The organism is Gluconobacter cerevisiae (genome assembly GCF_015244675.1).
GTDB classification, from domain to species: Bacteria; Pseudomonadota; Alphaproteobacteria; order Acetobacterales; family Acetobacteraceae; genus Gluconobacter; species Gluconobacter cerevisiae.
In genome coordinates this window covers 158881-181687 of record NZ_JABCQO010000001.1, presented here as the reverse complement: position 1 = coordinate 181687, position 22807 = coordinate 158881, and the positions used below count along the sequence as shown (strand labels likewise).

At 59.7% G+C, this 22807-nt stretch carries 17 protein-coding genes and 1 riboswitch; of the genes, 12 read left to right on the top strand and 5 right to left on the bottom strand.

Features of this window, described 5'->3' with window-relative positions; genetic code table 11:
* Positions 1–18: 18 nt before the first annotated feature.
* Positions 19–3369, bottom strand: a complete 3351-nt coding sequence (locus HKD21_RS00735; RefSeq protein ID WP_194254068.1) for a GH92 family glycosyl hydrolase — start codon at positions 3367–3369, stop codon at positions 19–21.
* Positions 3370–3375: 6 nt separating this feature from the next.
* Positions 3376–6435 carry a TonB-dependent receptor plug domain-containing protein gene (locus HKD21_RS00730; RefSeq protein ID WP_194253767.1) on the bottom strand — a complete coding sequence of 1020 codons (3060 nt, stop codon included), beginning with the start codon at positions 6433–6435 and terminating at the stop codon, positions 3376–3378.
* A 415-nt stretch (positions 6436–6850) separates the two neighbouring features.
* A riboswitch (TPP riboswitch) is annotated at positions 6851–6984 on the top strand.
* 112 nt (positions 6985–7096) lie between these two features.
* Here HKD21_RS00730 and thiC point away from each other — a divergent pair.
* Genes thiC through HKD21_RS00695 form a run of 7 tightly spaced genes read left to right on the top strand, consistent with a single transcriptional unit; the run spans position 7097 to position 13070 of the window.
* Positions 7097–8890: a phosphomethylpyrimidine synthase ThiC gene (gene thiC / locus HKD21_RS00725; RefSeq protein WP_194253766.1), complete on the top strand. Its 1794-nt coding sequence runs from the start codon at positions 7097–7099 to the stop codon at positions 8888–8890.
* The gene (locus HKD21_RS00720) at positions 8887–9825 is read left to right on the top strand and encodes an FAD-dependent oxidoreductase (RefSeq protein WP_194253765.1); all 939 of its coding nucleotides are present in this window, start codon (positions 8887–8889) and stop codon (positions 9823–9825) included. Before thiC ends, HKD21_RS00720 begins: the two co-directional genes overlap by 4 nt.
* On the top strand, positions 9815–10012 hold the full coding sequence (thiS, locus tag HKD21_RS00715) for a sulfur carrier protein ThiS (protein WP_194253764.1): 198 nt from the start codon (positions 9815–9817) through the stop codon (positions 10010–10012). The genes HKD21_RS00720 and thiS overlap by 11 nt, the downstream gene beginning before the upstream one ends.
* Position 10013: 1 nt before the next feature.
* Entirely contained in the window at positions 10014–10772 is a 759-nt protein-coding gene (locus HKD21_RS00710; protein WP_194253763.1) for a thiazole synthase, read from the top strand.
* The gene (locus HKD21_RS00705) at positions 10769–11383 is read left to right on the top strand and encodes a thiamine phosphate synthase (RefSeq protein ID WP_228120676.1); all 615 of its coding nucleotides are present in this window, start codon (positions 10769–10771) and stop codon (positions 11381–11383) included. Before HKD21_RS00710 ends, HKD21_RS00705 begins: the two co-directional genes overlap by 4 nt.
* Positions 11380–12342 carry a HesA/MoeB/ThiF family protein gene (locus tag HKD21_RS00700; protein ID WP_228120673.1) on the top strand — a complete coding sequence of 321 codons (963 nt, stop codon included), beginning with the start codon at positions 11380–11382 and terminating at the stop codon, positions 12340–12342. The genes HKD21_RS00705 and HKD21_RS00700 overlap by 4 nt, the downstream gene beginning before the upstream one ends.
* Positions 12339–13070: a hydroxymethylpyrimidine/phosphomethylpyrimidine kinase gene (locus HKD21_RS00695; RefSeq protein WP_194253761.1), complete on the top strand. Its 732-nt coding sequence runs from the start codon at positions 12339–12341 to the stop codon at positions 13068–13070. The genes HKD21_RS00700 and HKD21_RS00695 overlap by 4 nt, the downstream gene beginning before the upstream one ends.
* A gap of 10 nt (positions 13071–13080) precedes the next feature.
* Here HKD21_RS00695 and HKD21_RS00690 read toward each other — a convergent pair whose 3' ends face one another.
* Complete coding sequence (locus tag HKD21_RS00690; RefSeq protein WP_194253760.1) at positions 13081–14262, bottom strand: MFS transporter; 1182 nt, start codon at positions 14260–14262, stop codon at positions 13081–13083.
* A 408-nt stretch (positions 14263–14670) separates the two neighbouring features.
* Between HKD21_RS00690 and HKD21_RS00685 the strand changes: the two genes are divergently transcribed.
* The 4 genes from HKD21_RS00685 (at position 14671) to HKD21_RS00670 (ending at position 19062) form a co-directional block, all read left to right on the top strand.
* The gene (locus HKD21_RS00685) at positions 14671–16965 is read left to right on the top strand and encodes a TonB-dependent siderophore receptor (protein WP_228120672.1); all 2295 of its coding nucleotides are present in this window, start codon (positions 14671–14673) and stop codon (positions 16963–16965) included.
* Positions 16965–17282: a hypothetical protein gene (locus tag HKD21_RS00680; RefSeq protein WP_228120670.1), complete on the top strand. Its 318-nt coding sequence runs from the start codon at positions 16965–16967 to the stop codon at positions 17280–17282. Before HKD21_RS00685 ends, HKD21_RS00680 begins: the two co-directional genes overlap by 1 nt.
* A complete protein-coding gene (locus tag HKD21_RS00675) occupies positions 17282–18748 on the top strand; it encodes a PepSY-associated TM helix domain-containing protein (RefSeq protein WP_194253759.1) in 1467 nt (488 codons plus the stop codon). Before HKD21_RS00680 ends, HKD21_RS00675 begins: the two co-directional genes overlap by 1 nt.
* A 65-nt stretch (positions 18749–18813) precedes the next feature.
* Positions 18814–19062, top strand: coding sequence for a hypothetical protein (locus HKD21_RS00670; protein ID WP_228120668.1), 249 nt, complete (start codon positions 18814–18816; stop codon positions 19060–19062).
* Positions 19063–19074: 12 nt separating this feature from the next.
* Here the strand turns inward: HKD21_RS00670 and HKD21_RS00665 are convergent, their stop codons facing one another.
* Positions 19075–20271: a GGDEF domain-containing protein gene (locus HKD21_RS00665; RefSeq protein WP_194253758.1), complete on the bottom strand. Its 1197-nt coding sequence runs from the start codon at positions 20269–20271 to the stop codon at positions 19075–19077.
* A gap of 238 nt (positions 20272–20509) precedes the next feature.
* Between HKD21_RS00665 and panS the strand changes: the two genes are divergently transcribed.
* Positions 20510–21457, top strand: a complete 948-nt coding sequence (gene panS / locus HKD21_RS00660) for a ketopantoate/pantoate/pantothenate transporter PanS (protein ID WP_194253757.1) — start codon at positions 20510–20512, stop codon at positions 21455–21457.
* Here the strand turns inward: panS and HKD21_RS00655 are convergent.
* Positions 21432–22751 (bottom strand): ATP-dependent DNA helicase, encoded by a 1320-nt coding sequence (locus HKD21_RS00655; RefSeq protein WP_194253756.1) that lies wholly within the window; start codon positions 22749–22751, stop codon positions 21432–21434. The genes panS and HKD21_RS00655 overlap by 26 nt on opposite strands.
* Positions 22752–22807: the final 56 nt, after the last annotated feature.

Sequence of the window (22807 nt, the reverse complement as noted above, 5' to 3'; positions counted from 1 at the left end):
CTCCGGAAAATAAGACTTTCAGGGTGACGAGGGCTGCGTGTGGCCCAGCAGTTCAAACTCTCCAGCCTCGGCAGAAGTCGGCTGGAGCACATGCCAGCGATACAGTCTGTGTGGCGAACGGTCGGGGAGAAGGAACGGGCGTGTCTGGTGTTTCCATGGAAATGTTTCGTTCTCGCGATGGTCGATTTTCTGCCATGTCTTTCCGTCATCCGAAGCCAGTACGTCCCATGCGGACGGAGCATGGCCGGGCATGTCGGTGGAGGTGAGCGTATAGGCAAGCGCGGAAGCTCCGGCAGGGAGGGTGACGGTGACGTCCGTGGTTCCGATGGAAGCGGAAGTCAGGGCGTCATTGTCGAATAGCGCCTCCGATCCGGTATGCGTCGCTCCGGCGATATCGGTCAGATCGATCGCGGGGTCAGGACTGTGCCCGGCGGGAGTCAGGGAGGGCAGCGACGCTTCTGGCGCTGTTCCCCAGTGCGACGGATGCGGCCCCATGCGGAACAGCAGGTCGCCTCCGTCCGCGATGTCGTCATGGTCCAGCCACCAGCGCGTGAGCGGTTTGCCGTTCAGGCTGACGGACTGGACGAAGCGATTGCGGTCGCTGATACCGGGTGCCCGGACTGTCAGGATGTGTCCTTTTCCGAGCGTCAGGCGCATGGTCTCAAAGCGCGGCGCGCCGATGGCGTAAGTCGGCGTGCCCATCCTCAGGGGATAGAACCCCGCCGCGCTGAAGACCCACCAGGCCGACATTTCGCCGTTATCCTCATCGCCCGGATAGCCCTGACCGATCGCCGTGCCGCGATACAGCCGGTTCATGACGTCGCGAATTTTATCTTGTGCTTTCCAGGGCTGACCGGCGGTGTCGTACAGATAGAGGATATGATGTGCGGGCTGGTTGCTGTGGCTGTACTGGCCCATGCGGATGTCGTGCATTTCACGCATTTCGTGGATGACGCCGCCATAGGCGCCGGTGTGATAGACGCCGGGTGTTGCGAAATAGGCGTCCAGTTTGTGCGCCAGTCCGTCGCGTCCGCCATAGAGGCTGGCCAGTCCCTGCCCGTCCTGAACGGGGTCAAAAGCCATGGTCCAGGCGTTCGTCTCGGTATAGTCGCCCCCCCAGGCGAGCGGATCGAACTGTTCTTTCGGGACTCTCCACTGTCCGTCCGGGCGGCGACCAACGAAAAACCCGACATCCCGGTCGAACAGATGGACGTAGTTCAGGGCCCGGTTGTGCAGATACCAGCTTTCCGCCGCGTAATCGGCTTTTGTCGCATCGGGCGCGGCGGCGGACAGGGAGACAGCCATTTCACCCAGAGCAAAATCATTGAGCGTGGCGGCATTGGACCATGACAGGGCTTCGTCCGTATCGGTGTCGGTATAGCCTCGGAACATGGAGCGGTTGAGGCCCTTGCGGCCCACGCCCGGATTGTCGGGCATGACGGTCGCATCCTTCAGGCCTGCGCGATAGAAGGCTGCGACATTGAAGTTGCGGACATGTTTGGCGTAGGCGTCCGCGAAGGCGACGTCCGCGCTCGTTCCGGTCATGAGGTCGGCATAGCCGGGCGAAGACCAGCGCGCGATCCAGCCGCCCTCGCGGTATTGCTGGACGAAGCCGTCGATCAACTGGCCGTCTTCCTCGGGTGTCAGCAGCGCGTAAGCGGGCCATGCCGTGCGGTACGTGTCCCAGAAGCCGTTATTGACGTAGAGCGGACCGTCCAGAACAGGAACGCCGGTTTGCGTCGGGCTGTCGAGGTGCTTTCTCGGCTGGAACGGGCTGGCATGTTGCAGATGCGGTGCATCGATTGTGCCGACATTTTCAGCCGCGTTGTTGGGGTAGAGATAGAGGCGGTAGAGGTTGCCGTAGAGCGTGCGCTGCTCGTCGAGAGGTGCGCCGGGGATCTGAACGCGGTCCAGCCTGCTGTTCCACGCGGCTTTCGCGCTCTGGGCGGCTGTTTCCAGTGTGGCGCCGGGCGGCAGTTCGAGCGCAAGATTGTATCGCGCCTGATCGAGGCTGATGAGGGACGTTGCGATCCGGAGCGTGACCGTGGGGTTGGCTGTGGTGTCGAACGCGGCCCAGGCTTGCACATCGTCGCGCTTCTGGCCGGTCAGGCGGCCTTGTGCGACGGCGGGACGGTCAAATTCCAGATGGACATACATCCGGCTTGCGCCGGTGGAGAGGTCGCTGGCGACATCCGTGTAGCCGTCCGCACTGCGTCCGTCCGGAGCGATCTTCAGGCGGCCCTGATTGGTGATGTTGTCGAACACGACCTGTCCGCGCGTTGTGCCGTCGGGATAGCGGAAACGCAGGATGGCCGCGTGGTCGGTCGGGGACAGATCCGCCGTGATTCCGTTATCCAGCGTGACGGCGTAGCGGTAGGGCAGGGCGGTTTCGTGATCGTGCGTGAAGCCGATGACGCGTGCGGTTCGATCTGCGGAAGGCGCGTCGGGTCCGAGAGCGGGCATGATCTGGAAAGTATTGCGATCGCCCATCCACGGGCTGGGCTCGTGGCTTAAAGAGAGGGCTTCGAGGCGCGGATGGTTATTGGGGCCGTTGCGTTCCTGATACTGGTAAAGCCAGTTGGAATTGCCCCGCGTCACGGGCGTCCAGAAGTTGAAGCCGTGCGGGACCGCCACGGCGGGAAAATTGTTCCCACGCGAATAATGGCCGTTCGCATTGGTGCCACGGCGCGTATCTACGAGGTCGGCGGGTGTCAGGCCGGTCTGATCGGGACGATCGGCGATGGAGACGGCATCGAGATAAACGCGCCGGGTTGTGCCGTTGGGCGCATGGGACGCCAGTTCAACGGCTGCGACAGTCCGGCCTGCGGCAATATTGCCGAGAGGAACGTCCACGAGTGTCCACTGGTTGGGATAAAGTGCGCGTCCTGCGCCCTGACCCTGTGCTGTCAGGGCAGCGCCGGACAGGTCGCGGGCGCCGAGTGTGGAGGCGCGGGTGCCGTCGGTGAACAGAATATCGAGGCTGGTATCTGTCGCGTCATCCGTCAGGGAGAGCGCGTCGGCGACAGGAAAAATGGCGTAGGTGAGATGCGACTGTCTGTTGATGCGAAAGGCGGAGTTCGGCTTTGCGATGACGGTCCGCAGATCTGTCGCAGTGGTGTCGAGGCGAAGCGTTCGGAGGCCGGTCAGGCCGCTTCCGGCACGGGCCGTGAGGACTTCGTTTTTCGTGGGGCCGTCCGCATCGGACAGGCTCCAGTCCGGGCCGGAGCCTGACTGGAGGGCGAAAGGCGCAGACGCCTCCGCCATGCCGGAGGGCGCGAAGGGGGCCGAAAAGGCTCGGGGCACCCCCATGGCGATCATCGCCATGAGGAATGCCGTGCGCGAACAGGAGCGCCTGATTGTGTTGTGCATCACGCCTTACAGTGTTGCTGTAACTCCGAAACGGAAGGCCCGCCCCAAAGCACCACTCTGCGCCCAGGACGAATTGTAGAGATAGGATCCATAGGTGCCAAAATCATACGGTGCCTTGAAACCGGCCAGATTGTAGATGTTGACGTAACCAGCCCATTGTTTGTTGAACTGGTAGTTCACAGTCATGTCGAGATCCCAGAAATGGCGGACATTGCACTGGGACGGATAGAAGCTGCTGACATTCTGATACAGGGCGTAATTGCAGTTTCCGGCTGTTCCCGGGCCGTCATTGTCTTCTGCTGTGCCGTGATAGCCGCTGGTGTAATAGACGGTGAAGGTCGTTGAGAGTTTGTTCCAGGTGAAGGTGTTCTGCCAGTTGGCGCGCCAGCGGGGCGTTCCAGAGGCTGAGGTCGTGTTCCACGGGCCTTCGGTTCCGGCGAAACGCTCAACGCCGACACCCGGAATGGTCTGGTTGAAGCGGTGGACCCATGTTGCGTGGCCGTTGCTGTACCAGTTGATCATCTTCAGGGGGCCGGGGAGGCGATGGGTGATCGAAAGGTTGAGATCCACGCCGTCGGTCATCATGCTGTTGGCGTTGATGTAGGACGATTCAATGATGCCCGCACGGCGCGGCGCGTCAGGATGCAGCGGGTCCGCAATGTCCGGGACGACGGTATTGCCGTCGATCATGACCGTCTGGTTGGTGTTCATGGCCTCGTAGGCCGCCGCCACGGTTGCTGCCGGGGTCGGGTTGGAGACGATGACGTTCTTCTCGCGAATATACCAGTATTCCGCGCTGAACGTCATCCACGGGAAGGGATGAAAGACCGGGCCGCCCGTGAAGGTGTTGTTTGTCATGGGTTTGAGGTCTGGATTGCCGACGCTCTGGCCGCCGAGGCTGTAAGCCTGTGCGTAGCTGTCCTTGCTGCCGTTGGCATCCAGATGCTGGTTGATCCAGGTCAGGTTCGACGGGCCATAGGACGTATAGCCAATGGTGGTGCCGTTGGTTTCATAGAAACTCGGAACCTGAAAGCCCTGCGACCATGTCCCACGGAGCATGAACTCCTTGCTTGGCTTGAACGTGACGCCGATTTTTGGAGAAAAATGGCTGAAACCTGTGGAATATGAGTCGTAACGCCCCTGGAAATCGGCGTTCAGCATTTTCACGATGGGGGCGTTCAGTTCAAAGTAGCCGGAATAGACGTAACGATGGCCGATCGCGCTGAACGGGTTGATGCTTTCGTACTGGTTGTTGACGTCGGTGGTGTCGACCGGGTTGGCGTTTGGCGCGCTGAAGCCTTCGTAACGGACGTTTGTTCCGATCGCGAGGTTCAGCATGCCGCCGGGCAGTCGGACGAGCCCCTTGGTGACGGACGCCTGCCAGGAATATTCTTCCGTCTTGGAATGGACGATTTCTGTCGGCGCGATGGCGTTCTTTGCTGCGGTGGAATTGGCGCTCTGATCGACGAAGTTATAGGTGCCGTTCTCAATCGCATTATTGAGATCGCCAATATTGATGTAATTGCCGTATTTCGTTGAAAGATCGGTATTCATGCCGACCATGCTGGAATCGTAGTTCCAGTCGCCGCCCCAGCTTGAAGACTCCCAGCCCGTCAAATGCATGGAGCCGCGATAGTTCTGGGAGAACTGCGTGACCTCTGTAGGGTCGATGAAACGTCCGTAAAGCTGTGCGCTTTCGTTAAGCGACGCATAAGGATTGTTGGGGTTCAGGGAGCCGTCGGGCAGATAGGCCGGGGCCAGCACGCCTTTGCTCGTTCCGAGCTGCGACTGTGTGTTGGCGTAAAACGCGCTGGGTGTGCCGGTGTAGGAAGACAGGTTCTGGGAGTAGGTGAACATGCTCACGAGCTTGGCGCGCGGTCCGAGCTTGACCGTGAGATGCGCGGTGGCCTCCACACGGCGATCATAAGGTGAGATCACGCTGTATTTCGAGACAGTGTCCTGCTGGCACAGGCTGCTGACGGAACCTGTCGGCGTGCCGGTTACATAGCCCGAATGTGCGCCGGACAAACCGTTACAGCCTGAAGTCGGATTGAGTAACTGATAGCCGCTGAGGGATTTGCCGCTGCTGTCGACGGCTTTGGCCACGACGCCTGTGGTCTGCGTGACAGCATTGCTGAATGTTCCATCCGGGCCAAGGATGTTTCCGTCCGCGTTGCCGCCGCCGATACCTGTCAGGTTGCTGGTGTTGTAAGGATAGCCGAGCTGGCTGTTGGTAATCATGTCATCGGACTGATATTCCGAATTGACATAGAAATTGTAGCCATCCTTCTCCACATCGCCCACGCCGTAATTGGCGTAAAGACGCTGATGGCCGCCATATCCAGCCTGATTGAGGCCGCCTTCGGCGTTGCCTTCGAAGCCCTTGATCTGTTCGCGCGTGATCATGTTGATGACGCCGGCCACGGCGTCAGCACCGTACAGTGCGGAGCCGCCATCCTGCTGTACGTCGATGGTCTGCACCAGAGATGCGGGCATCCAGTTCGTATCAACGAAGTTACGCGCCCCATCGTCGCCCGCGGGATAGTAGGAGAGACGCATGCCGTCCATCATCACGAGCGTTGCGGATGTCTGAAGGCCGCGGAGGGAGGGGGCTGATGCGCCGCCTGCGAAGGCGCCGTTTGCGGAGAAGGCGTTGGTCAGGTTGCCGGAACCGTTGGACGACAGAAGCTGAAGGGCGTCAGTCACGGTCTTGATGCCGCGTTGCTGGAGCTGTTTGGCGGTGATCTGTTCGATCGGAGACGCGCTGCTCAGGTTCTTATCGTGGAACAATGTGCCCGTGACGACGACGCTCTCTGCGCGGGTTGAATTGACGCCGGTTGCGGAGGCTTTTTGCAACACCGCCTTGCGCGATGATGTGGTTGTCAATGTTTTTCCCGTAGCAGCACGGCTTTGGGACTTGGTCTGTTTGGGGGCGGCAGTGCTGTCCTGGGACGCACTGACGGTCTGTGCCTGCGCGGAGCCAGTGGGGGCTGTGACAGCGGCCCCGGTGAGCGCGGAAAAGGCGAAAAGCATGATGTTCCGACGTGGTGCTGATCTGGCTTTCATAAAAACACAATCCTCACGTTGGATGGGAAACTGGTGGATTCGTTACCGGATAATGTCATTCCGTAAAAACAACATAATTTGCCTGATAGCTTGGCTTTACTGTCGAAAAAACTGTTTATTCTTCAGTCGAAAATTTAATGCCTGTGTGTTGCCTAAAAACATACCTAAAATGCAATGTTACTCTCCGAAACAATTTCCATAGAATAATTTGTTATTTCGTGGGAATAATAAAATCTATAATCTGCATGTTGTGTCCTTATCCCGAGCTGATGAGCGAATTTTCGAAAATTTGTGACTGCCCCATACCAAGGCGCCCTCTCGTTTTCGTGACAATAAATTGCCATCAAACTTCAAGGCGAACCCCTTTCGCCAGATCTGTCGGGTCTTGATCTTTCTGCTCTTCTCCAGCACTGTCGAACTCTGTCAGGGGAGTCCCGCCTAGGGGACTGAGAGGCCAATTGGTGACGTCGGGAAACCGGCGTCACGGTGAGGCGACCCTTTGAACCTGACCCAGTTGATGCTGGCGTAGGAAGACCGGAGGGCGTGTCCCTCTCGGGCCGTTTTGGCCTTTTCCGTGTCCGTTATCGGGCACTGGGGGCGGCGGCTCCCTTTCTGCCTCACGTTTCTTGGGTCTTTTCGAGTGCGCTTGAGGAGACACCACATGAACGCTTCCATTCCCGCTATTACGACTGGCCCTCTGCCGGCCTCCAGCAAGATCCATGTCCGTGGCGTGCATCACGACATCGCGGTGCCGCTGCGGCAGATTGCGGTTTCGGGTGGATGTCCGCTGAATGTCTATGACAGTTCAGGCCCCTATACCGATCCCGCCGTCAGCATCGACATCGCAAAGGGCCTGTCGGACAACCGGGGAAACTGGCTTCGCGATCGTGGGGACGTGGAAGAGTATGAGGGGCGGACGATCACGGCAGCCGATAACGGTTTTGCACAGGGGGATCGTCTGACTCCGAGCTTTCCGCAGCAGCGTCGTCCCTTGCGGGCTGTTGGGAATCGCGCCGTCACACAGATGGCCTATGCGCGTGCGGGGGTCATCACGCCGGAAATGGAATTCGTCGCCATCCGCGAAAATATCGGCCGGGCGGAAGCCCTGAAAGAGGCGCGCGACGGCGAGGATTTCGGAGCCAGCATCCCGGATTTTGTGACGCCGGAATTCGTGCGGCAGGAAATTGCCTCGGGTCGCGCCATCATTCCCGCCAACATCAATCATCGCGAACTCGAACCGATGATTATTGGCCGTAATTTCCTTGTGAAGATCAATGCCAATATCGGCAATTCGGCCGTGACGTCTTCGATGGAAGAAGAAGTCGAGAAAATGGTGTGGTCCATCCGCTGGGGCGCGGATACGGTTATGGATCTCTCGACGGGCCGTAATATTCACAACATCCGCGACTGGATCATCCGCAATGCGCCCGTGCCGATCGGGACGGTTCCGCTCTATCAGGCGCTGGAGAAGGTCGGGGGAATTGCGGAAGACCTGACATGGGAAATCTTCCGCGACACGCTGATCGAACAGGCGGAGCAGGGGGTGGATTATTTCACCATCCACGCCGGTGTCCGCCTGCACATGATCCCGCTGACGGCGCGCCGCGTGACGGGCATTGTCTCCCGCGGTGGCTCCATCATGGCGAAATGGTGCCTGCATCATCACTGCGAGAGCTTCCTGTACGAACATTTTGATGAAATCTGCGACATCTGCCGCCGTTATGACGTCTCGTTCTCGTTGGGCGACGGACTGCGTCCCGGTTCGATTGCGGATGCCAATGACGCGGCGCAGTTCGCGGAGCTGGAAACCCTTGGGGAACTGACGAAAATCGCCTGGGCGAAGGACTGTCAGGTCATGATCGAAGGGCCGGGTCATGTGCCGATGCACAAGATCAAGGCCAATATGGACAAGCAGCTCGAACATTGCCATGAGGCACCGTTCTACACGCTTGGCCCACTAACGACCGATATTGCGCCGGGTTACGACCACATCACCTCCGCTATTGGTGCGGCGATGATCGGCTGGTTCGGCACGGCGATGCTTTGCTATGTGACCCCCAAGGAACATCTGGGCCTGCCGGACCGGAATGACGTCAAAACCGGCGTTATTACCTACAAGCTCGCAGCGCATGCGGCGGATCTGGCAAAGGGACATCCGGGCGCGCAGATGCGTGACGATGCGCTGTCCCGCGCGCGGTTCGAGTTCCGGTGGGAAGACCAGTTCAATCTGGGTCTGGACCCCGATACGGCGCGGGCCATGCATGATGAGACCCTCCCCAAAGAAGCGCACAAAGTCTCGCATTTCTGTTCGATGTGCGGTCCGAAATTCTGCTCGATGAAAATCTCCCATGACATTCGGGCAGAAGCGGAAAAGCAGGCCGGGATGGAAGAAATGGCCGGGAAATTCCGGGAAGGCGGTGAACTTTATGTTCCCGTGACGGAACCGGCAGAATGATCCATTCCGTCCTGGGGGAGGGGGTTGCGGCGCTGTGTTGCGCCACGGCTCTTTCCGACCGGGGTCTTGACGTGGAAGTCATCGTCCCGGAGGGCAGTCCAGAGGCGGCATCACGGTTTGCGGGGGGGATGCTGGCCCCGTTCTGCGAGGGGGAAAGCGCGCCCGACCTGATCGTGGCGCAGGGGCAGGCGGCGGTGGACTGGTGGGCGGCCCACGTTCCGGACGTCACACGGCGTGGCACGCTCGTCGTTGCCCCGCCGCGTGATGGCGCCGAACTGGATCGTTTTGCGCGTGCCACGCAACAGCACGACTGGGTCGTCCCCGGCGATCTGGAGCCGGATCTGGAGGGGCGGTTTGCGCGCGGACTGTTCTTCCCGACCGAAGCGCATCTGGACCCGCGCAAAGCGCTTGCCAGTCTGCGTGACAGCCTGCTTGCGAAAGGCGTGACCTTCCGTTCCGGGACGCCGCGCGGTCATGTCGTTGACTGTCGCGGGCTGGCGTCGCGGGACAATCTCGCCGATCTGCGCGGTGTGCGGGGGGAAATGTTGATCGTGCATGCCCCGGACGTAGCGCTGACGCGGCCGGTCCGGCTGCTGCATCCGCGTTTCCCCTGTTACGTCGTTCCAAGGGACGGGGATCGGTACATGATCGGGGCGACCATGGTGGAAAGTGCCCGTCCCGGGCCGGTGACGGCGCGAGCGGCGATGGAGCTGCTTTCGGCGGCCTACACGCTGCATCCCGGCTTTGCTGAGGCCGAAATTCTCGAACTGGGTGCGGGGCTGCGTCCGTCTTTTCCTGACAATATCCCGGCCGTCCGCCATGTCGGGGGGCGGAGTTACGTCAACGGGATGTACCGCCACGGTTTCCTCATGGCGCCTGTCTGCGCCGAGCAACTGGCGGCAGAACTTGCGGAGATTTATACGCATGCGGATTGATCTGAATGGCGAGGTCATCAGGACACAGGCCCTGACGCTGGCCGACCTGCTGAGCGAGCAGGGTTTCGATGCGCCCTGCGTGGCCACGGCCCTGAACGGTGATTTCATTGCCCGTTCCATGCGTGACGCAACCCGTCTGGACGAGGGCATGAAGGTCGAAGTCCTGTCTCCGATGCAGGGAGGCTGACATGTTTTATGGTGTTGATCTGACGTCGCGGCTGATGCTTGGGACGGCGCAGTATCCGTCGCCCGCGGTTCTGCTGGAAGCGATCGAGGCGTCCGGCGCAGAGATCATCACGGTCTCGCTGCGGCGGGAAGGCGCTGCGGGTGCGGCATTCCGGAATATCCTGTCCGAAAGTCGCTGTCGCCTGCTGCCGAACACGGCAGGATGTCATACGACCCGCGAAGCCGTCACCACGGCCCGCATGGCGCGCGAAGTGTTCGGAACATCATGGATCAAGCTGGAAGTCATCGGCCATGCCGACACACTTCAGCCGGACCCGTTCGCGCTCGTCGAAGCCGCACGCGTGCTGTGCGCAGAGGGGTTCGAGGTGTTTCCCTACACGACCGAAGACCTGATCGTGGGGGAAAAACTCCTTGAGGCCGGATGCAAGGTTCTGATGCCGTGGGGCGCGCCGATCGGATCGGGGCAGGGGCTGCGCAATCCTGAAGGTCTGCGGACCATGCGGGCGCATTTCACCGGTATTCCGCTGGTTGTGGATGCGGGGATCGGTGCGCCCAGTCAGGCGGCACAGGCCATGGAGATGGGGCTTGACGCGATATTGCTCAATACGGCGGTGGCCAAGGCCGTGGACCCGGCGGCCATGGCGCGGGCGTTCGGTCGCGCCATTCAGGCAGGGCGGGAAGCGTTCGAGGCCGGGCTGATGCCCAGACGGGACATGGCCTGCGCCTCGACGCCGGTTTTCGGTCTGGCGGAACTGGTATGATGACTGTGCTTGATCCCTTTTACCTTCTGGTGGGGGACGTTTCGCTCCTTGAAACGCTGCTGCCCTGTGGCGTGCGTCTGGTCCAGCTTCGGTTGAAAGACAAGCCGAACGCAGAGCTCCGCCGTCAGATCCGTCATGCGCGGATACTTTGCGAGACACATGGCGCGCAGCTTGTCATCAACGATTACTGGCAACTTGCGCTGGAACTGGGATGCGATTTCGTCCATCTCGGCCAGGAAGACATGGAGACCGCCGATTTTGACGCTCTGCGGCGTGCGGGCATCCGGTTCGGGCTGTCCACCCATGATCCGGCGGAGCTTGAACGCGCTCTGTCTTTCGAACCGGCCTATGTCGCTCTCGGCCCGGTCTATCCGACGCTTCTGAAGAAAATGAAATGGGGACCGCAGGGGCTGGAGCGCGTCCGGGACTGGAAAACCCGCGCTGGGGATACGCCGCTTGTCGCCATTGGAGGTCTCACGCCGGAGCGTCTTGAAGGGGTTTTTGCGGCGGGGGCGGACAGTGCGGCGGTTGTGACGGACATCCAGCAGGCGGAAGACCCGGTGGCGCGCTGTCGGGAATGGGTCGCCGCGACGCAGGCCTACAGACAATGAGTCGTTATTCGCGACAGACCGGGCTTTTCCCGCAGGGTGTGGCGGATCAGAAACGCCTTTTGGAAGCCCATGTTCTGGTCGTGGGTGCAGGTGGTCTGGGCGCGACTGTTCTGCCCGCGCTTGTCGGTGCTGGATGCGGGCGGATCACGGTGGTCGATCATGACCGTGTGGACGAGAGCAACCTGCATCGCCAGACGCTCTTTCGCATGGACGATATCGGCAGCCTCAAAGCGCTTTGCGTGGCCGATCGGCTGTCGGACCTGAATCCGAACTGTCAGATCATACCCGTGGCGCAACGTCTGGAGCCGGTGCTGGCGCGAAGCCTCCTGACGGACGTGTCCGTGGTCGTGGATGCGGCGGACAGCGTGGCCGTCACCTATCTGCTTTCCGATCTGTGTGTTGAAGCGGGTTTGCCTCTCGTGAGTGCTTCGGCGCTTGGACGGTCGGGATATGCGGGCGGGTTCTGCGCCACGGCCCCGGATTACCGGGCTGTTTTCCCGGATCTTCCCGCTATTCTGCCGAATTGTGCGGAAGCCGGTGTGATGGGGCCTGCTGTTGCGGCACTCGGGGCCATACAGGCGCAGATGGTGCTCTCCGTTCTGCTTGAGACGCAGCCCTCTCCGCTGGGGCAGATGATGACGCTGGATCTGGAACGCTGGAGAAGTTCGTCTTTCCGGTTCGATACAGCGGTTTCTGCCGAAAATGAGGGCCCCTTCATCCTCGGGCTTGAGGAGATTCGCGCGGAAGACCGCGTTTTCGACCTGCGGGGGCTGGAAGAGCAGGGGCCGCCCTCCGTGTCCTGGGCCGTTCGCGGGCCGATCGAGCACCCGGAAACGCTGACGAAGGATACGGGCAGGACCGTCTTTGTCTGTGCCAGTGGTCTGCGGGCCTGGCGGGCCGCAAAACGCTTTTCCGCACAGGCTGGTGTTCCCGCGTTCATTGCGACGACAGGACGATGACACTGCCTGTTCTGCTAATCGGTGGACTGGATTCCAGCGGGGGCGCTGGTCTTGCACGGGATCTGCTGGCGGTTCAGGGGGGCGGGCAGACCGCCCGCCTTGCTGTCACCGCTGTCACGGCCCAGACCGACCATCGCGTTCTGGCAGTGGAGCCCGTTGCTCCAGCCCTACTGGCCACGCAGATCGAAGCGGCGCTGGAAACGGGGATCTCGGCCGTTAAGATCGGTGCCCTGTTTAACGCATCTCTGATCCGTGTTGTTGCGTCGTTTCTGCCAGATGTGCCCGTGGTGCTGGACCCGGTGCTCTGTTCAAGTTCCGGTCATGCTCTGCTGGACCCGGAAGGCGTGCAGGCTCTGATCGCGCTGCTTCTGCCCCGAACCACTATTCTTACCCCTAATCTGCCAGAGCTGGCGGCCTTGGCTGCTGCGTTGGGAATGGCTCCGGTGGCGGGACGCGAGGCAGTTGTTGACGCGCTGTTGTCTCGGGGCTGTCGGAGCGTTCTGCTGAAGGGCGGCCATGATCTGCCGTCTTCGGTTTCTGAGGATATTCTGTATGAAACAGGGTCTTCTCCCTTGGCCTTCCGTTCCCCGCGTTTTTCATTCGAGTTGAGGGGAACGGGCTGTCAGCTTGCCAGTGCTCTGGCGGCGGAACTGGCCAATGGGAAAGATCTGCCCGAAGCCATCCGGGCTGCGCGTTATGGAATTGAAGAGCGTTTTCGCAACGCCTGAATATTGTGGGTCAGTCGTGCTGGAGTTTGCGCGGGAAAGCGGCCGGATTGAAAGCTGCGAGCAGGATGCCGCCCAGTGCGATGACGATGGAAGCAGGGCAGAGCACGGCAAATCCCAGTGTATTGAGAAGATGGCCGCCTATCGCTGAACCCAGCAGAATGCCCATATTGCTGCTGCTGTTGACGGCAGCGCCCGCGACATCCGCACTGGTCGCACGGGCACGGATGGCACCGGACATGACGAAAGGAATGATGGCAGCATAGCCCATGCACCACAGGCCCACGGCCGCGACGCTCGGCCATGCGGAAACCAGATGTCCGTAAACAAGGATCATGCCTGTGAGCATGGCGATGCCACCGCCGAACAGTCCGCCCGCAGGCCAACGATCCACGACCTGTCCCGCCGCCCACAGACCAAAAATGCTGACAAGTCCTGTGATGAGCAGCGCAATGCTGAGCAGATGCTCGGGCAGACCATGCGCCAGAAGCAGCGGGGAGACGTAGGTATACAGCAGGTTATGCGCGAAGAAGAAAATAGCGTTGACGCAGATCACGATGCCAAAAATTCGTGCAGCATGTGGGGAGCGGATGGTCGGAACTTTGAGAGCTTTGGTATCCGCCCCGCGCACGGACGGCAGATAAAGCGCAATGAAGATTGTCAGCATCGCGGCAAGAGCTGCGATGACGTACAGCGCCACACGCCAGCTTGTGAACTGGCTGATCGCGGCTGCTCCTGGGACGCCCAGTACCGACCCCAGAGACGTCCCTCCAAAAACAAATGAAATGGCGCGTCCTGTCATGCGCTCGGGAACAAGATGGGCAGCATAAGCGGCGGCAATAGACATCAGCAGCGCATGTGACAGGCCGCCCAAAGCTCGACCGACGCAGAGAATGCCAAAGCTCGGCGCCATCGCGGAAACGAGATTGGAGACGACATAACCGCCAAGACAGATCAGCATGAGCATCTTGCGGTCCATGCGGCTCGTGGCGATCGTAATGGGGACGGCTCCGAACGCGACGAGCATTGCATAGGCGCTTACGGCCAATCCGGCATGGCCTTCGGTAATGTTGAAGGACTTGGCCATGTCTATCAGCAGGCCAACCGGAGCAACTTCGGTCGTTACGGCAATGAAAGTCGATGCGAACAGGGCGCAGAGACCGGCAATGGCCGGGCCGGAGAGCGTTTTGAACACGGTGGACGTCCTGACTGGAACGGTGACCTGAGCGTCCCGAACGCGAGGGCTTTTGGCACTTTGAGCGCATCACGGAAACCCAAAAATTCAGGGTGAGCTCCTGATTGTCTGGAGGTTGGCAAAATGGTTTGCGCGCGGCTGTTTTGTCAGGAGTTTATGAATATTGCGGGTTTCGTTTTTCCGGCCCGATATTCAGGATTCGACGGATCGCTTCAGGCTTCCTCTGTGAACGTCACTTCCCTACCCGGGCCCCGTATTCGGGACTGAAAGCGTTTCGTATGTTTTCAGAAAGGCTTTTTTGTCGACAAAAGCTGAATGCCTCTATGTTAATAAGAACTATTCTCATATAGAGATGCATTATTCCTTCTGTCGGAAGGCACTGACAAACACGACCACTCGAAAGCGCGTATGATGCAGACAGGGAATAATCCGGCTTTCGGTTCCCGCCCGGGAACGAGGTTCAGAAAAACCCTGTATGCCATTGCGCTGCTATCCGGCGGATGGGAAGAGGCGATGGCGCAGACGGCTCCTGTGGATCTTTCTGCGACGGAATATGAACAGGGCAAGGTCTCCACGAAGAGAAAAACCTCTTCTGTTGTGACAACGGATGCAGACGTACCCGGCAGCGTCGAGCAGCTTCTGGTTCATGGACATCGCACAACCGCTTCTACGGACGGCACCGGGACCTATACCGTGCGCGCAGTGTCCACGACGCGCATGTTGTTACGGCCCGAAGACGTACCGCAGTCGATTTCTGTTCTGAGCACGCAGCAGATGAAGGACCAGAATCTTTTCACGGTCGATAACGCGCTCAAACAGGTCGCGGGCGTCAACGTCAATCTGTATGGCGATGGTACGGCGGGGTTTTCGTCCCGTGGTTTCCAGCTCGCGGCCCAGTATGATGGATCGCCCGCGACAGGCGGCCTTCAGCTTGCCCAGCAGTTCGATCTTGCGATTTATGACCGGATCGAGGTCCTGCGCGGCCCTGATGGGGTGTTGCAGGGTTCGAGCACACCAGGCGGCAGCATCAATTTCGTCCATAAACGCCCAACCGAAACATTTCAGGGCAATGCATCTTTCAGTGCCGGTTCATGGAACAACTATCACGTCACAGTCGATGTGGATGGGCCGATCGGAAACTCGAAAATCGTATCTGCCCGTCTGGTCATGGCCGGCACCGATCGCGATTTCTTCTATAAGAATGCCTACGACCGTCGCTGGACGATCTATGGCGTAACGGACGTCCATATCGATCGGCGCACCACCCTGACCGTTTCCGTCACGTCGCAGTCCAATGACACGACACGCTATATGGGCCTGCCGCGCATGAGCGGGACGGGGGCAGACCTCAATCTGCCGCGCAATACGTTCATTGGATCGGACTGGAACAAGGGGCAGGTGCCCACGACCGAAGTCATGGCACAACTTGAACGGCGCTTTGGTGCGGGCTGGGTCGGACGTGTCACAGGGCGGCACAGGACGGCCGACACCAATCTGCAATACAGCTATATCAACGCCTATAATGCCAAGACCCAGACAGCGAATTACGTGGCGGCCCGCTCTCTTTACAGCGAGACCAACGACAGTGTGGACGGGTATCTGACCGGACCGCTGCATCTTCTGAACCGGACGCATACGCTTATGATTGGCGCGAATTATAACCGCTATGTCTATGAAGGCGGCGGGGCGAGCGTGAATTCCCGCACGAACGCGGCTCTGGCCGGTCTGCCGATCAGCGATTATGGCGCGATTTCAGGCGCCATTCTCCCCTCCATCAAAAGCCGGAGCTGGCAGCCGACCGAACAGTGGGGCGTGTACGGGCAGGGGCGCTTTCAGCTCATGCCGAGTATTTTCCTGACGCTGGGTGGGCGCATCAGCGGATACGTGCAGAAATCACGCGATCTGGTGCCGGGTGCTGTGACCAGCACGTCCATCGACCAGCAGGGTATTCTCACGCCCTATGCCGCGCTGGTCTATCACGTTCTGCCGCACATCACGTTCTATGCCAGCTATACGGACACGTTCAGCCCCCAGTCCGCTTATGGCGTGGATGGACGCCAGCTTCAGCCGGTACGGGGCGGACAGCTTGAAGGCGGCATGAAAGGCGCGCTGTTCAACCAGATGCTGAGCTTCACGATGGCGGGATACAAGATCGTGCAGCGTAACGATGCAATCGCTAACAGCGATCTGGACCCGACCTGTGGGCCGAGCCATACCGCCACCTGTTACGTCGCGGCGGGTAAAACGCGCAGTCAGGGTGCGGAAGCCGAAGTGATTGGTCGTCCCCTGCCGGGATGGGACATCAATGCAAGCTACACCTATAATGACAACCGCATCGTTGATAACGGCACGCCCTCGAATGCAGGTCTTGCCTATGCCGGGAATTCGCCGCGGCACCTGTGGAAACTCTGGACGCATTATCGGTTCGAACCCTATCGGGGCGCGCAGAAAAACATCTGGAGCATCGGGGGCGGTATCAATGCGCAGAGCGGGACGTTCGGCACCAATCGCCTTGTCACGCAGTCCGGTTACATCACCGCTTCGGCGCAGATCGGATATCAGTGGAACCGCTATCTGGCGCTGACCATGAACCTCAACAATATTTCCAATACGCGCTATTATCAGCGTCTCGGCAATTTTTATTATTACAACTATTACGGTGAGCCCCGGAACTTCATGTTTACCTTGCGCTCGAATTTCTGATGACCTTCGAAATTTCCTCAGCCGCACGCTCCCGTCGTTCCGGGGCCATCGTGTCATCACCTGCGCGCCGGTGGATCTGGCGTGCGGTGTTCGTGTTTGCGCTGGTCTGGATGGCGGCGCATTTCATCACGCTGGGTGCCCTGAAATGGGGGCCTCCTGTACGGCATGACGCGACGGTTCTGGGGCAGATGATTGCGGTCGCTGCGTTTCCGCTACTGTTTCTGCTCGCTTTCGGAACACGCAATCCGTTGCGGGGCGGGATCATTGCCGGGGTGGTCGGCGTCGTGGCCCTTCTGGCCGTCCTGTTGCATTCCTGATGCAGGATACGCTCCGCACCCGGATGGGATGGCTGCACGCCTGGGTCGGTTTTGCCGCTGGGCTCCTGCTGTTCTGCGTTTTTGCTTCAGGCTGCCTTGCCGTGTTCGACACCGAACTCACGCGCTGGCTCCAGCCGGAGGCCTCGCCGCAGACAGAGGCGTTTTCTCCGCAATCTCTGGATCATGTGCTCCCTGCCGTGCATGACCTGCTTGTGCAGGGTGAAAAGCCGTTCATAACCCTGCCTTCCAGGCGTGATCCCTATCTGCGTCTGGAGCATCATGACGGGCACGAGTTCCTGACTGTCCCATACAATCCAAAGACCGGAGAACGCCTGACCGTTCGGGCTACCGCAGGGGGAACATTCTTTTACGATCTGCATTACACGATGCGTTCCGGCGTCTATGGAGAAACGCTTGTTGCGTTTGTCGGGCTGGCGCTTCTGCTGACAATCGGCTCGGGCATCATCATCCATCTGAAGGGACTTGTCTCCGACCTGATGCTCCTGCGTCCTTTTGCGGCCAGATTGCGGGCATGGCTGGACGTACATGTGGTGGCCGCTGTTGTGTTCCTGCCGTTCATACTGCTGATGGCCTATAGCGGCACCTTCATCCGCGCGCGGACGCTTTTTCCGCCTGTGTCCTATCTCGCATCTATTGAAAACGCTTTCCGGACCTCTGTGCCGTCCACACCCCGCAGACCCGAAAAATCCGCCGTTTCAATTCCCCCATCTTTCCCGCCGCTGGCTCCCCTCGTGGCGGAGGCCGAGCGTACGATTGGGGCGGGCCAGACCGGATATATCCTGTTCCAGCCGCAGAATATCCTCATATCCCGGACCGATGCCTCAGGTCCGTTACTGACACGCGAGCATGTCGATTTCAGCGCGGAGGATGGTCATGTTCTGCGGCATGTCCTGCTGCCCGGCGCCATCACCCACACGGAACAGGTTCTGAAAGGGCTGCATTACGCACGCTGGACGGGGGTGGGCATGCGCTGGCTGTATTTCATTTCAGGAGCAATGGGTGCCGTCATGTTCGCGAGCGGGTCTATCATTTTCCTGATGAAACGCCGTCGTCAGTCAGGGGAGAGGCTCATGTTCCGGATTGCCGAGGGGCTGGCCATCGGCAGTATTGTGGGCCTGCCGCTGGGGACGCTAGCTTTTTTCTGGGCCAATCGTCTCTTGCCCGTCGCCTTGCACGACCGTCCTTTGGCGGAGGGGCATGTCTTTCTGGCTGTCTGGGTGCTTAGCGCCGTTTCGGGAATGGTATGGAGCCTTCTTGGTCGCCCGTTTCAGGGGTGGAAAATCCAGCTTTTCTGTCTGGCGGGGCTTGGCCTTTTTCTGACTCCGCTGGACGTTGCGACACGACCGGGGGTTACGTTTTTTCATGTCCCAACGGTTTTTGCCGCGACGGATCTGGTGGCGTTCTTTCTGGCGCTCGTCTCGTTCCAGATGGCGCGTCGGCTGTGACGATCATTCTCTGCACGTTTTTATGGAGCCTGTTCCTGCTTCTGCAGGCTTGCCATGAGCCGAAAATGCTGCGTTTTGCGCGCATTCAGAAACCTGCGTGGCTGCAAAGGGCAGCGGGAGGCAGGTTTGTATTGCCACTTGTGGCGCTGGTGCTGTGTTTTGCGGAGCGTGCGTCCACGGCAATCCCAGTGTGGGTTGCGACATTTTCCATTGCAGCGTTGCTCGTCGCGTTGGGCTGGGCTGGGCTGGCGCGATACAGGGAGCTTCTGATCACGGCCGCGGACGTCCGAACAGTCGGACTTGGGAAAGAGTGAAGGTCCGGGCTTTCAGAGATGTGGTTCGGAAATACGGGATATGTCAGGCGATGAACTGTACTCTTCCTGCGCGAAGTGGACCACGCGGTCACGGCCTGTCTGTTTGGCGGCATAAAGAGCATTGTCGGCCCGCGCCAGAAGATCTGTCCGACTGATTCCTGTCCCCGGACAGAGGGCTGCGCCAATACTGAGTGTCGCCGTGATACCTTCTTCCCCGATCAGACGGGTTTCGGTTGAGAACGTGTTGCGGAGGCGCTGGGCCGTTGCGAGCATTTCGTCGACACTGCCGCACTGGAAGACGACGACGAATTCGTCTCCACCGATGCGGAACAGCGTTGTCGTCGGGTAAAGGAGGTCCTTGCAGACGTGGCCCATGGCGATGATGATCTGGTCCCCGATTGCATGGCCATGAACGTCATTGATGTTTTTGAAATGGTCGATATCAACCATGAGAAGCGCTTCGTGGGCGCAGCTTTTTCCGTCATTCTCCAGCCATTCCTGAAAGGCCCGGCGGTTGCCTCCTCCCGAAAGGGGATCCTGAAGGATCAGTTCCTTCTGCTTGAACGCCAGTTGCTCCCACGGGATTGCAATCATACCCAGAGCGAACAACGTCACTTCGACTACGGTTAGAAAATTGTAGGTCGCAACGGCCCAGATTGTCGCGGGAGCGGCGCCCAGAGGGGCAGGCAACCACAGGACGAGAGCCACCAGAAGGAGATAAAACCCTGCATAGAGGGTCAGAAGTCTTTGCAGATTGCGCCGTGCGGGGGTTGTGATCTGGTCTGCATTCCGCAGATTCCAGATCCCCAGAAGGTGGAGCATTGCAAGCGCGGCCAGACGAAAGGCCGTGCTGAGGACATGAAACAGTCCTGTCCGACCAGAGAGTGCAGAAAGGACAAAAAAGACGATGCAGACCAGCAGAACCGGCAAAACCCGCGGACGATAACCGAGTATGATTCGCATGGCCTGCCATGCGGCTCCGTAAGCCATGATCATGAACATGGAGCTCATCCGGAGCCCCCACTGTCCCGGCAGAATGGTCTGGACAGTAGAGAACAGGCCGGAGACTGCGCCCAGAAAGAAGGGGGCTGCGTACCACGCCATTCGGGACCACCGTCTGCCGGAAAATTCGGACAGGATGAAATGAATGCCCAGAAGCAGGAAAATAACCGTGCTGTACCCAAGCAAAGTGGGCGGATCAGGTGTCATGAATACTGCATGGGTTATTGATCAGGCCGTGCAGGCCACTCCCGAAAAAGCTGAGAGGCAATCTTCGATTCCTCATGAAAATAATAAAGACAGCTCGATCTTACCTTAAGGTTAATGGCATTTTTCAGGTTGGGCATTCCTCCGGGTGCATGTCGGAAAAAGATGACGGAACTGCTGCCTCCCGGCATAAGAACGTTTTTGTTATCTTCATTACGATGGGCCATATGCCACCTGAAGAATGTTTCTACGAAACGGTCCTGCTGCGGTGGTGATGCGTCTTTTCCCGCTTTGGGCCATTGTGGTGTCCGGGCTTGCCCTTCTCCTGCCTCAAGCGTTCCTGACACTCGTTCCCGTTATTACGCCACTGCTGGCGTTCGTCATGTTCACGATGGGCGTGTCCCTCACCCCAGCCGATTTCGGGCGTATCCTCCGTCGGCCCGCGCCCGTTCTGGCCGGGGTGGGGCTGCATTATCTTGTCATGCCGCTTGCAGCCTGGGGGATCGCGCATCTGCTGGGGCTGTCGCCTGCACTGATGACGGGTATGGTTCTGGTAGGGTGCGTGTCGAGCGGAACGGCGTCCAACGTCATGATCTATCTGTCGCGCGGAGATGTGGCACTGTCGGTCAGCATCAGTGCGTTTTCCACACTCGTCGGAATCGTGGCGACGCCGCTTTTGGTGCGCTTCTATGTTTCGGCAGGGGTGGCGGTGGATAGCTGGGCGCTATTTCGCAGCATCGTGACGATGGTGGCGCTGCCCGTTCTGGCGGGCGTTGTGATCAATACATTCTGGCATCGCGCAGTGCGGCGGGTCGAACCTGCGCTTCCGCTGGTGGCGATGGTGTCGATCCTGCTTATCATCGGGGCGATTGTCGCTGGTGTGGGGCCGTCTTTGAGAGAGGCTGGTCCGATCATGCTGCTGGCCGTGATTCTGCATAACGGGATCGGGCTTCTGGGTGGCTACTGGGGCGGGCGACTGCTTGGGTTTGACGAGAGTGTGTGCCGGACGCTGGCACTGGAAGTCGGGATGCAGAATTCCGGCCTCGCCGCGACACTGGGACGGCTTTATTTTTCCCCGCTGGCTGCGTTGCCGGGCGCTGTTTTCTCCGTCTGGCACAATGTTTCGGGGTCCATTCTGGCGTCGCTCTGGGCATCGCGGCCCATCAAACGGAAAGACTCGCCGTGTTGACAAGGAATACCATGTCCGTCGCGCGCGTCACCGCCACATAGCAGAGCTGCTGCGTCTCCAGCGGGCTCTGGCGGGCGCGGCGGCCGATATCACCGAGATCCACGAACACGTTTTTGAACGTGCTGCCCTGCGCGGTATGAACCGTCATGGCATAGACCGCCTGAAGCTGGAGCAGGGCATTCTGAAACGCGAAACGGTGGCTCCAGCGGCGGTGCTGTTGCTTAGCTTCCTGTACCAGACGCCGGTCCACGGCTTCCAGATCCTTCGGGTTCTGTACGATATGGCCGGTGATTTCCTCGCCTGCCATGGTCAGCAGCGTGACCTCCCATGAGGCCAGATCGGCCACCCATGCCGGAACGTCCTTGCACAGCTCGAATTTGTAAGACAGCCGACCGGGCTTGATGTCCATGACGAGGACTTCCTCGTTTGTGGCGATGGCCTGCCGCGGGCCGCTTTCTTCCTGCTGGATGGAAAACGGTGCACGGGACACGACACGCTCGCCGGGCATGAAAGGTGTCGGTGTTTCGCCGCCATAACGCCAGAGGCGGACCATCCGGTTGATCTGATGCACCCGCGCGTTCGTCCAGCACAGATAGCGGCACCAGTCGTTATCGGCGTCGAAGGCGTCGGACAGGAAGGCCTTGCGGACCCAGCTTTCCACATCCTTGGGCAGGAACAGGCCGGTCTGTTCCTGACGGGCATCGCGGACCCAGCTCCAGTCCGCTTCACCGCCCTGGCTCTGGCGGATGAGGGTTGCGGCTTCGAGGATCGGATTGCCTGCGGCCTGTCGTACGACGGTGTCGAGATGGGAGCGTGAGGGCACGGAAAACGAAGGGGAGGCGGCTTCCCCGACAGGCGGAAGCTGTGCCGGATCGCCTACAAACAGTACGAAGCAGTAACGCAGCAGATCGCGGATCCAGTTCATCAGCTCCGCCGAGAGCATCGAACATTCATCGACGATGACGATGCCATCAGCGATCGTCTGGGGTCGTTTGGAGCGGACGAGGGTCGTGGTCGTGCCCTGCGAGGAGGGCTGGAGGCTCAGCAGGCTCTGGATCGTGCGGCAGTCGACGTCCCGGTCCACTTTGGAGCGCAGAACAGCCGTGGCTTTATGGGTCGGGGCCGTGATGACTACGACTTTTTTCTTGCTCATGAAATGCCGGGCGACGGCCTGCATCAGCGTCGTTTTGCCGCTGCCCGCATATCCCGTCAGCAGATGTGTCGGCCGTCCTGCGGCATGGGCGGCAATGATTTCGTCGAGCGCCTGCCGCTGGGAGGGGGTGAGCATGACCATGAGCGGCTTTTCTCATATTTTCTGCGGGGAGGCCATTGCCTCATCGGGACAGGAGG

Coding starts and splice junctions, on each gene's coding strand:
- HKD21_RS00735 (WP_194254068.1), bottom strand. CDS start 3,369: ATGCACAACACAATCAGGCGCTCCTGTTCGCGCACGGCATTCCTCATG.
- HKD21_RS00730 (WP_194253767.1), bottom strand. CDS start 6,435: ATGAAAGCCAGATCAGCACCACGTCGGAACATCATGCTTTTCGCCTTT.
- thiC (WP_194253766.1), top strand. CDS start 7,097: ATGAACGCTTCCATTCCCGCTATTACGACTGGCCCTCTGCCGGCCTCC.
- HKD21_RS00720 (WP_194253765.1), top strand. CDS start 8,887: ATGATCCATTCCGTCCTGGGGGAGGGGGTTGCGGCGCTGTGTTGCGCC.
- thiS (WP_194253764.1), top strand. CDS start 9,815: ATGCGGATTGATCTGAATGGCGAGGTCATCAGGACACAGGCCCTGACG.
- HKD21_RS00710 (WP_194253763.1), top strand. CDS start 10,014: ATGTTTTATGGTGTTGATCTGACGTCGCGGCTGATGCTTGGGACGGCG.
- HKD21_RS00705 (WP_228120676.1), top strand. CDS start 10,769: ATGATGACTGTGCTTGATCCCTTTTACCTTCTGGTGGGGGACGTTTCG.
- HKD21_RS00700 (WP_228120673.1), top strand. CDS start 11,380: ATGAGTCGTTATTCGCGACAGACCGGGCTTTTCCCGCAGGGTGTGGCG.
- HKD21_RS00695 (WP_194253761.1), top strand. CDS start 12,339: ATGACACTGCCTGTTCTGCTAATCGGTGGACTGGATTCCAGCGGGGGC.
- HKD21_RS00685 (WP_228120672.1), top strand. CDS start 14,671: ATGATGCAGACAGGGAATAATCCGGCTTTCGGTTCCCGCCCGGGAACG.
- HKD21_RS00680 (WP_228120670.1), top strand. CDS start 16,965: ATGACCTTCGAAATTTCCTCAGCCGCACGCTCCCGTCGTTCCGGGGCC.
- HKD21_RS00675 (WP_194253759.1), top strand. CDS start 17,282: ATGCAGGATACGCTCCGCACCCGGATGGGATGGCTGCACGCCTGGGTC.
- HKD21_RS00670 (WP_228120668.1), top strand. CDS start 18,814: ATGCTGCGTTTTGCGCGCATTCAGAAACCTGCGTGGCTGCAAAGGGCA.
- HKD21_RS00665 (WP_194253758.1), bottom strand. CDS start 20,271: ATGACACCTGATCCGCCCACTTTGCTTGGGTACAGCACGGTTATTTTC.
- panS (WP_194253757.1), top strand. CDS start 20,510: ATGTTTCTACGAAACGGTCCTGCTGCGGTGGTGATGCGTCTTTTCCCG.
- HKD21_RS00655 (WP_194253756.1), bottom strand. CDS start 22,751: ATGGTCATGCTCACCCCCTCCCAGCGGCAGGCGCTCGACGAAATCATT.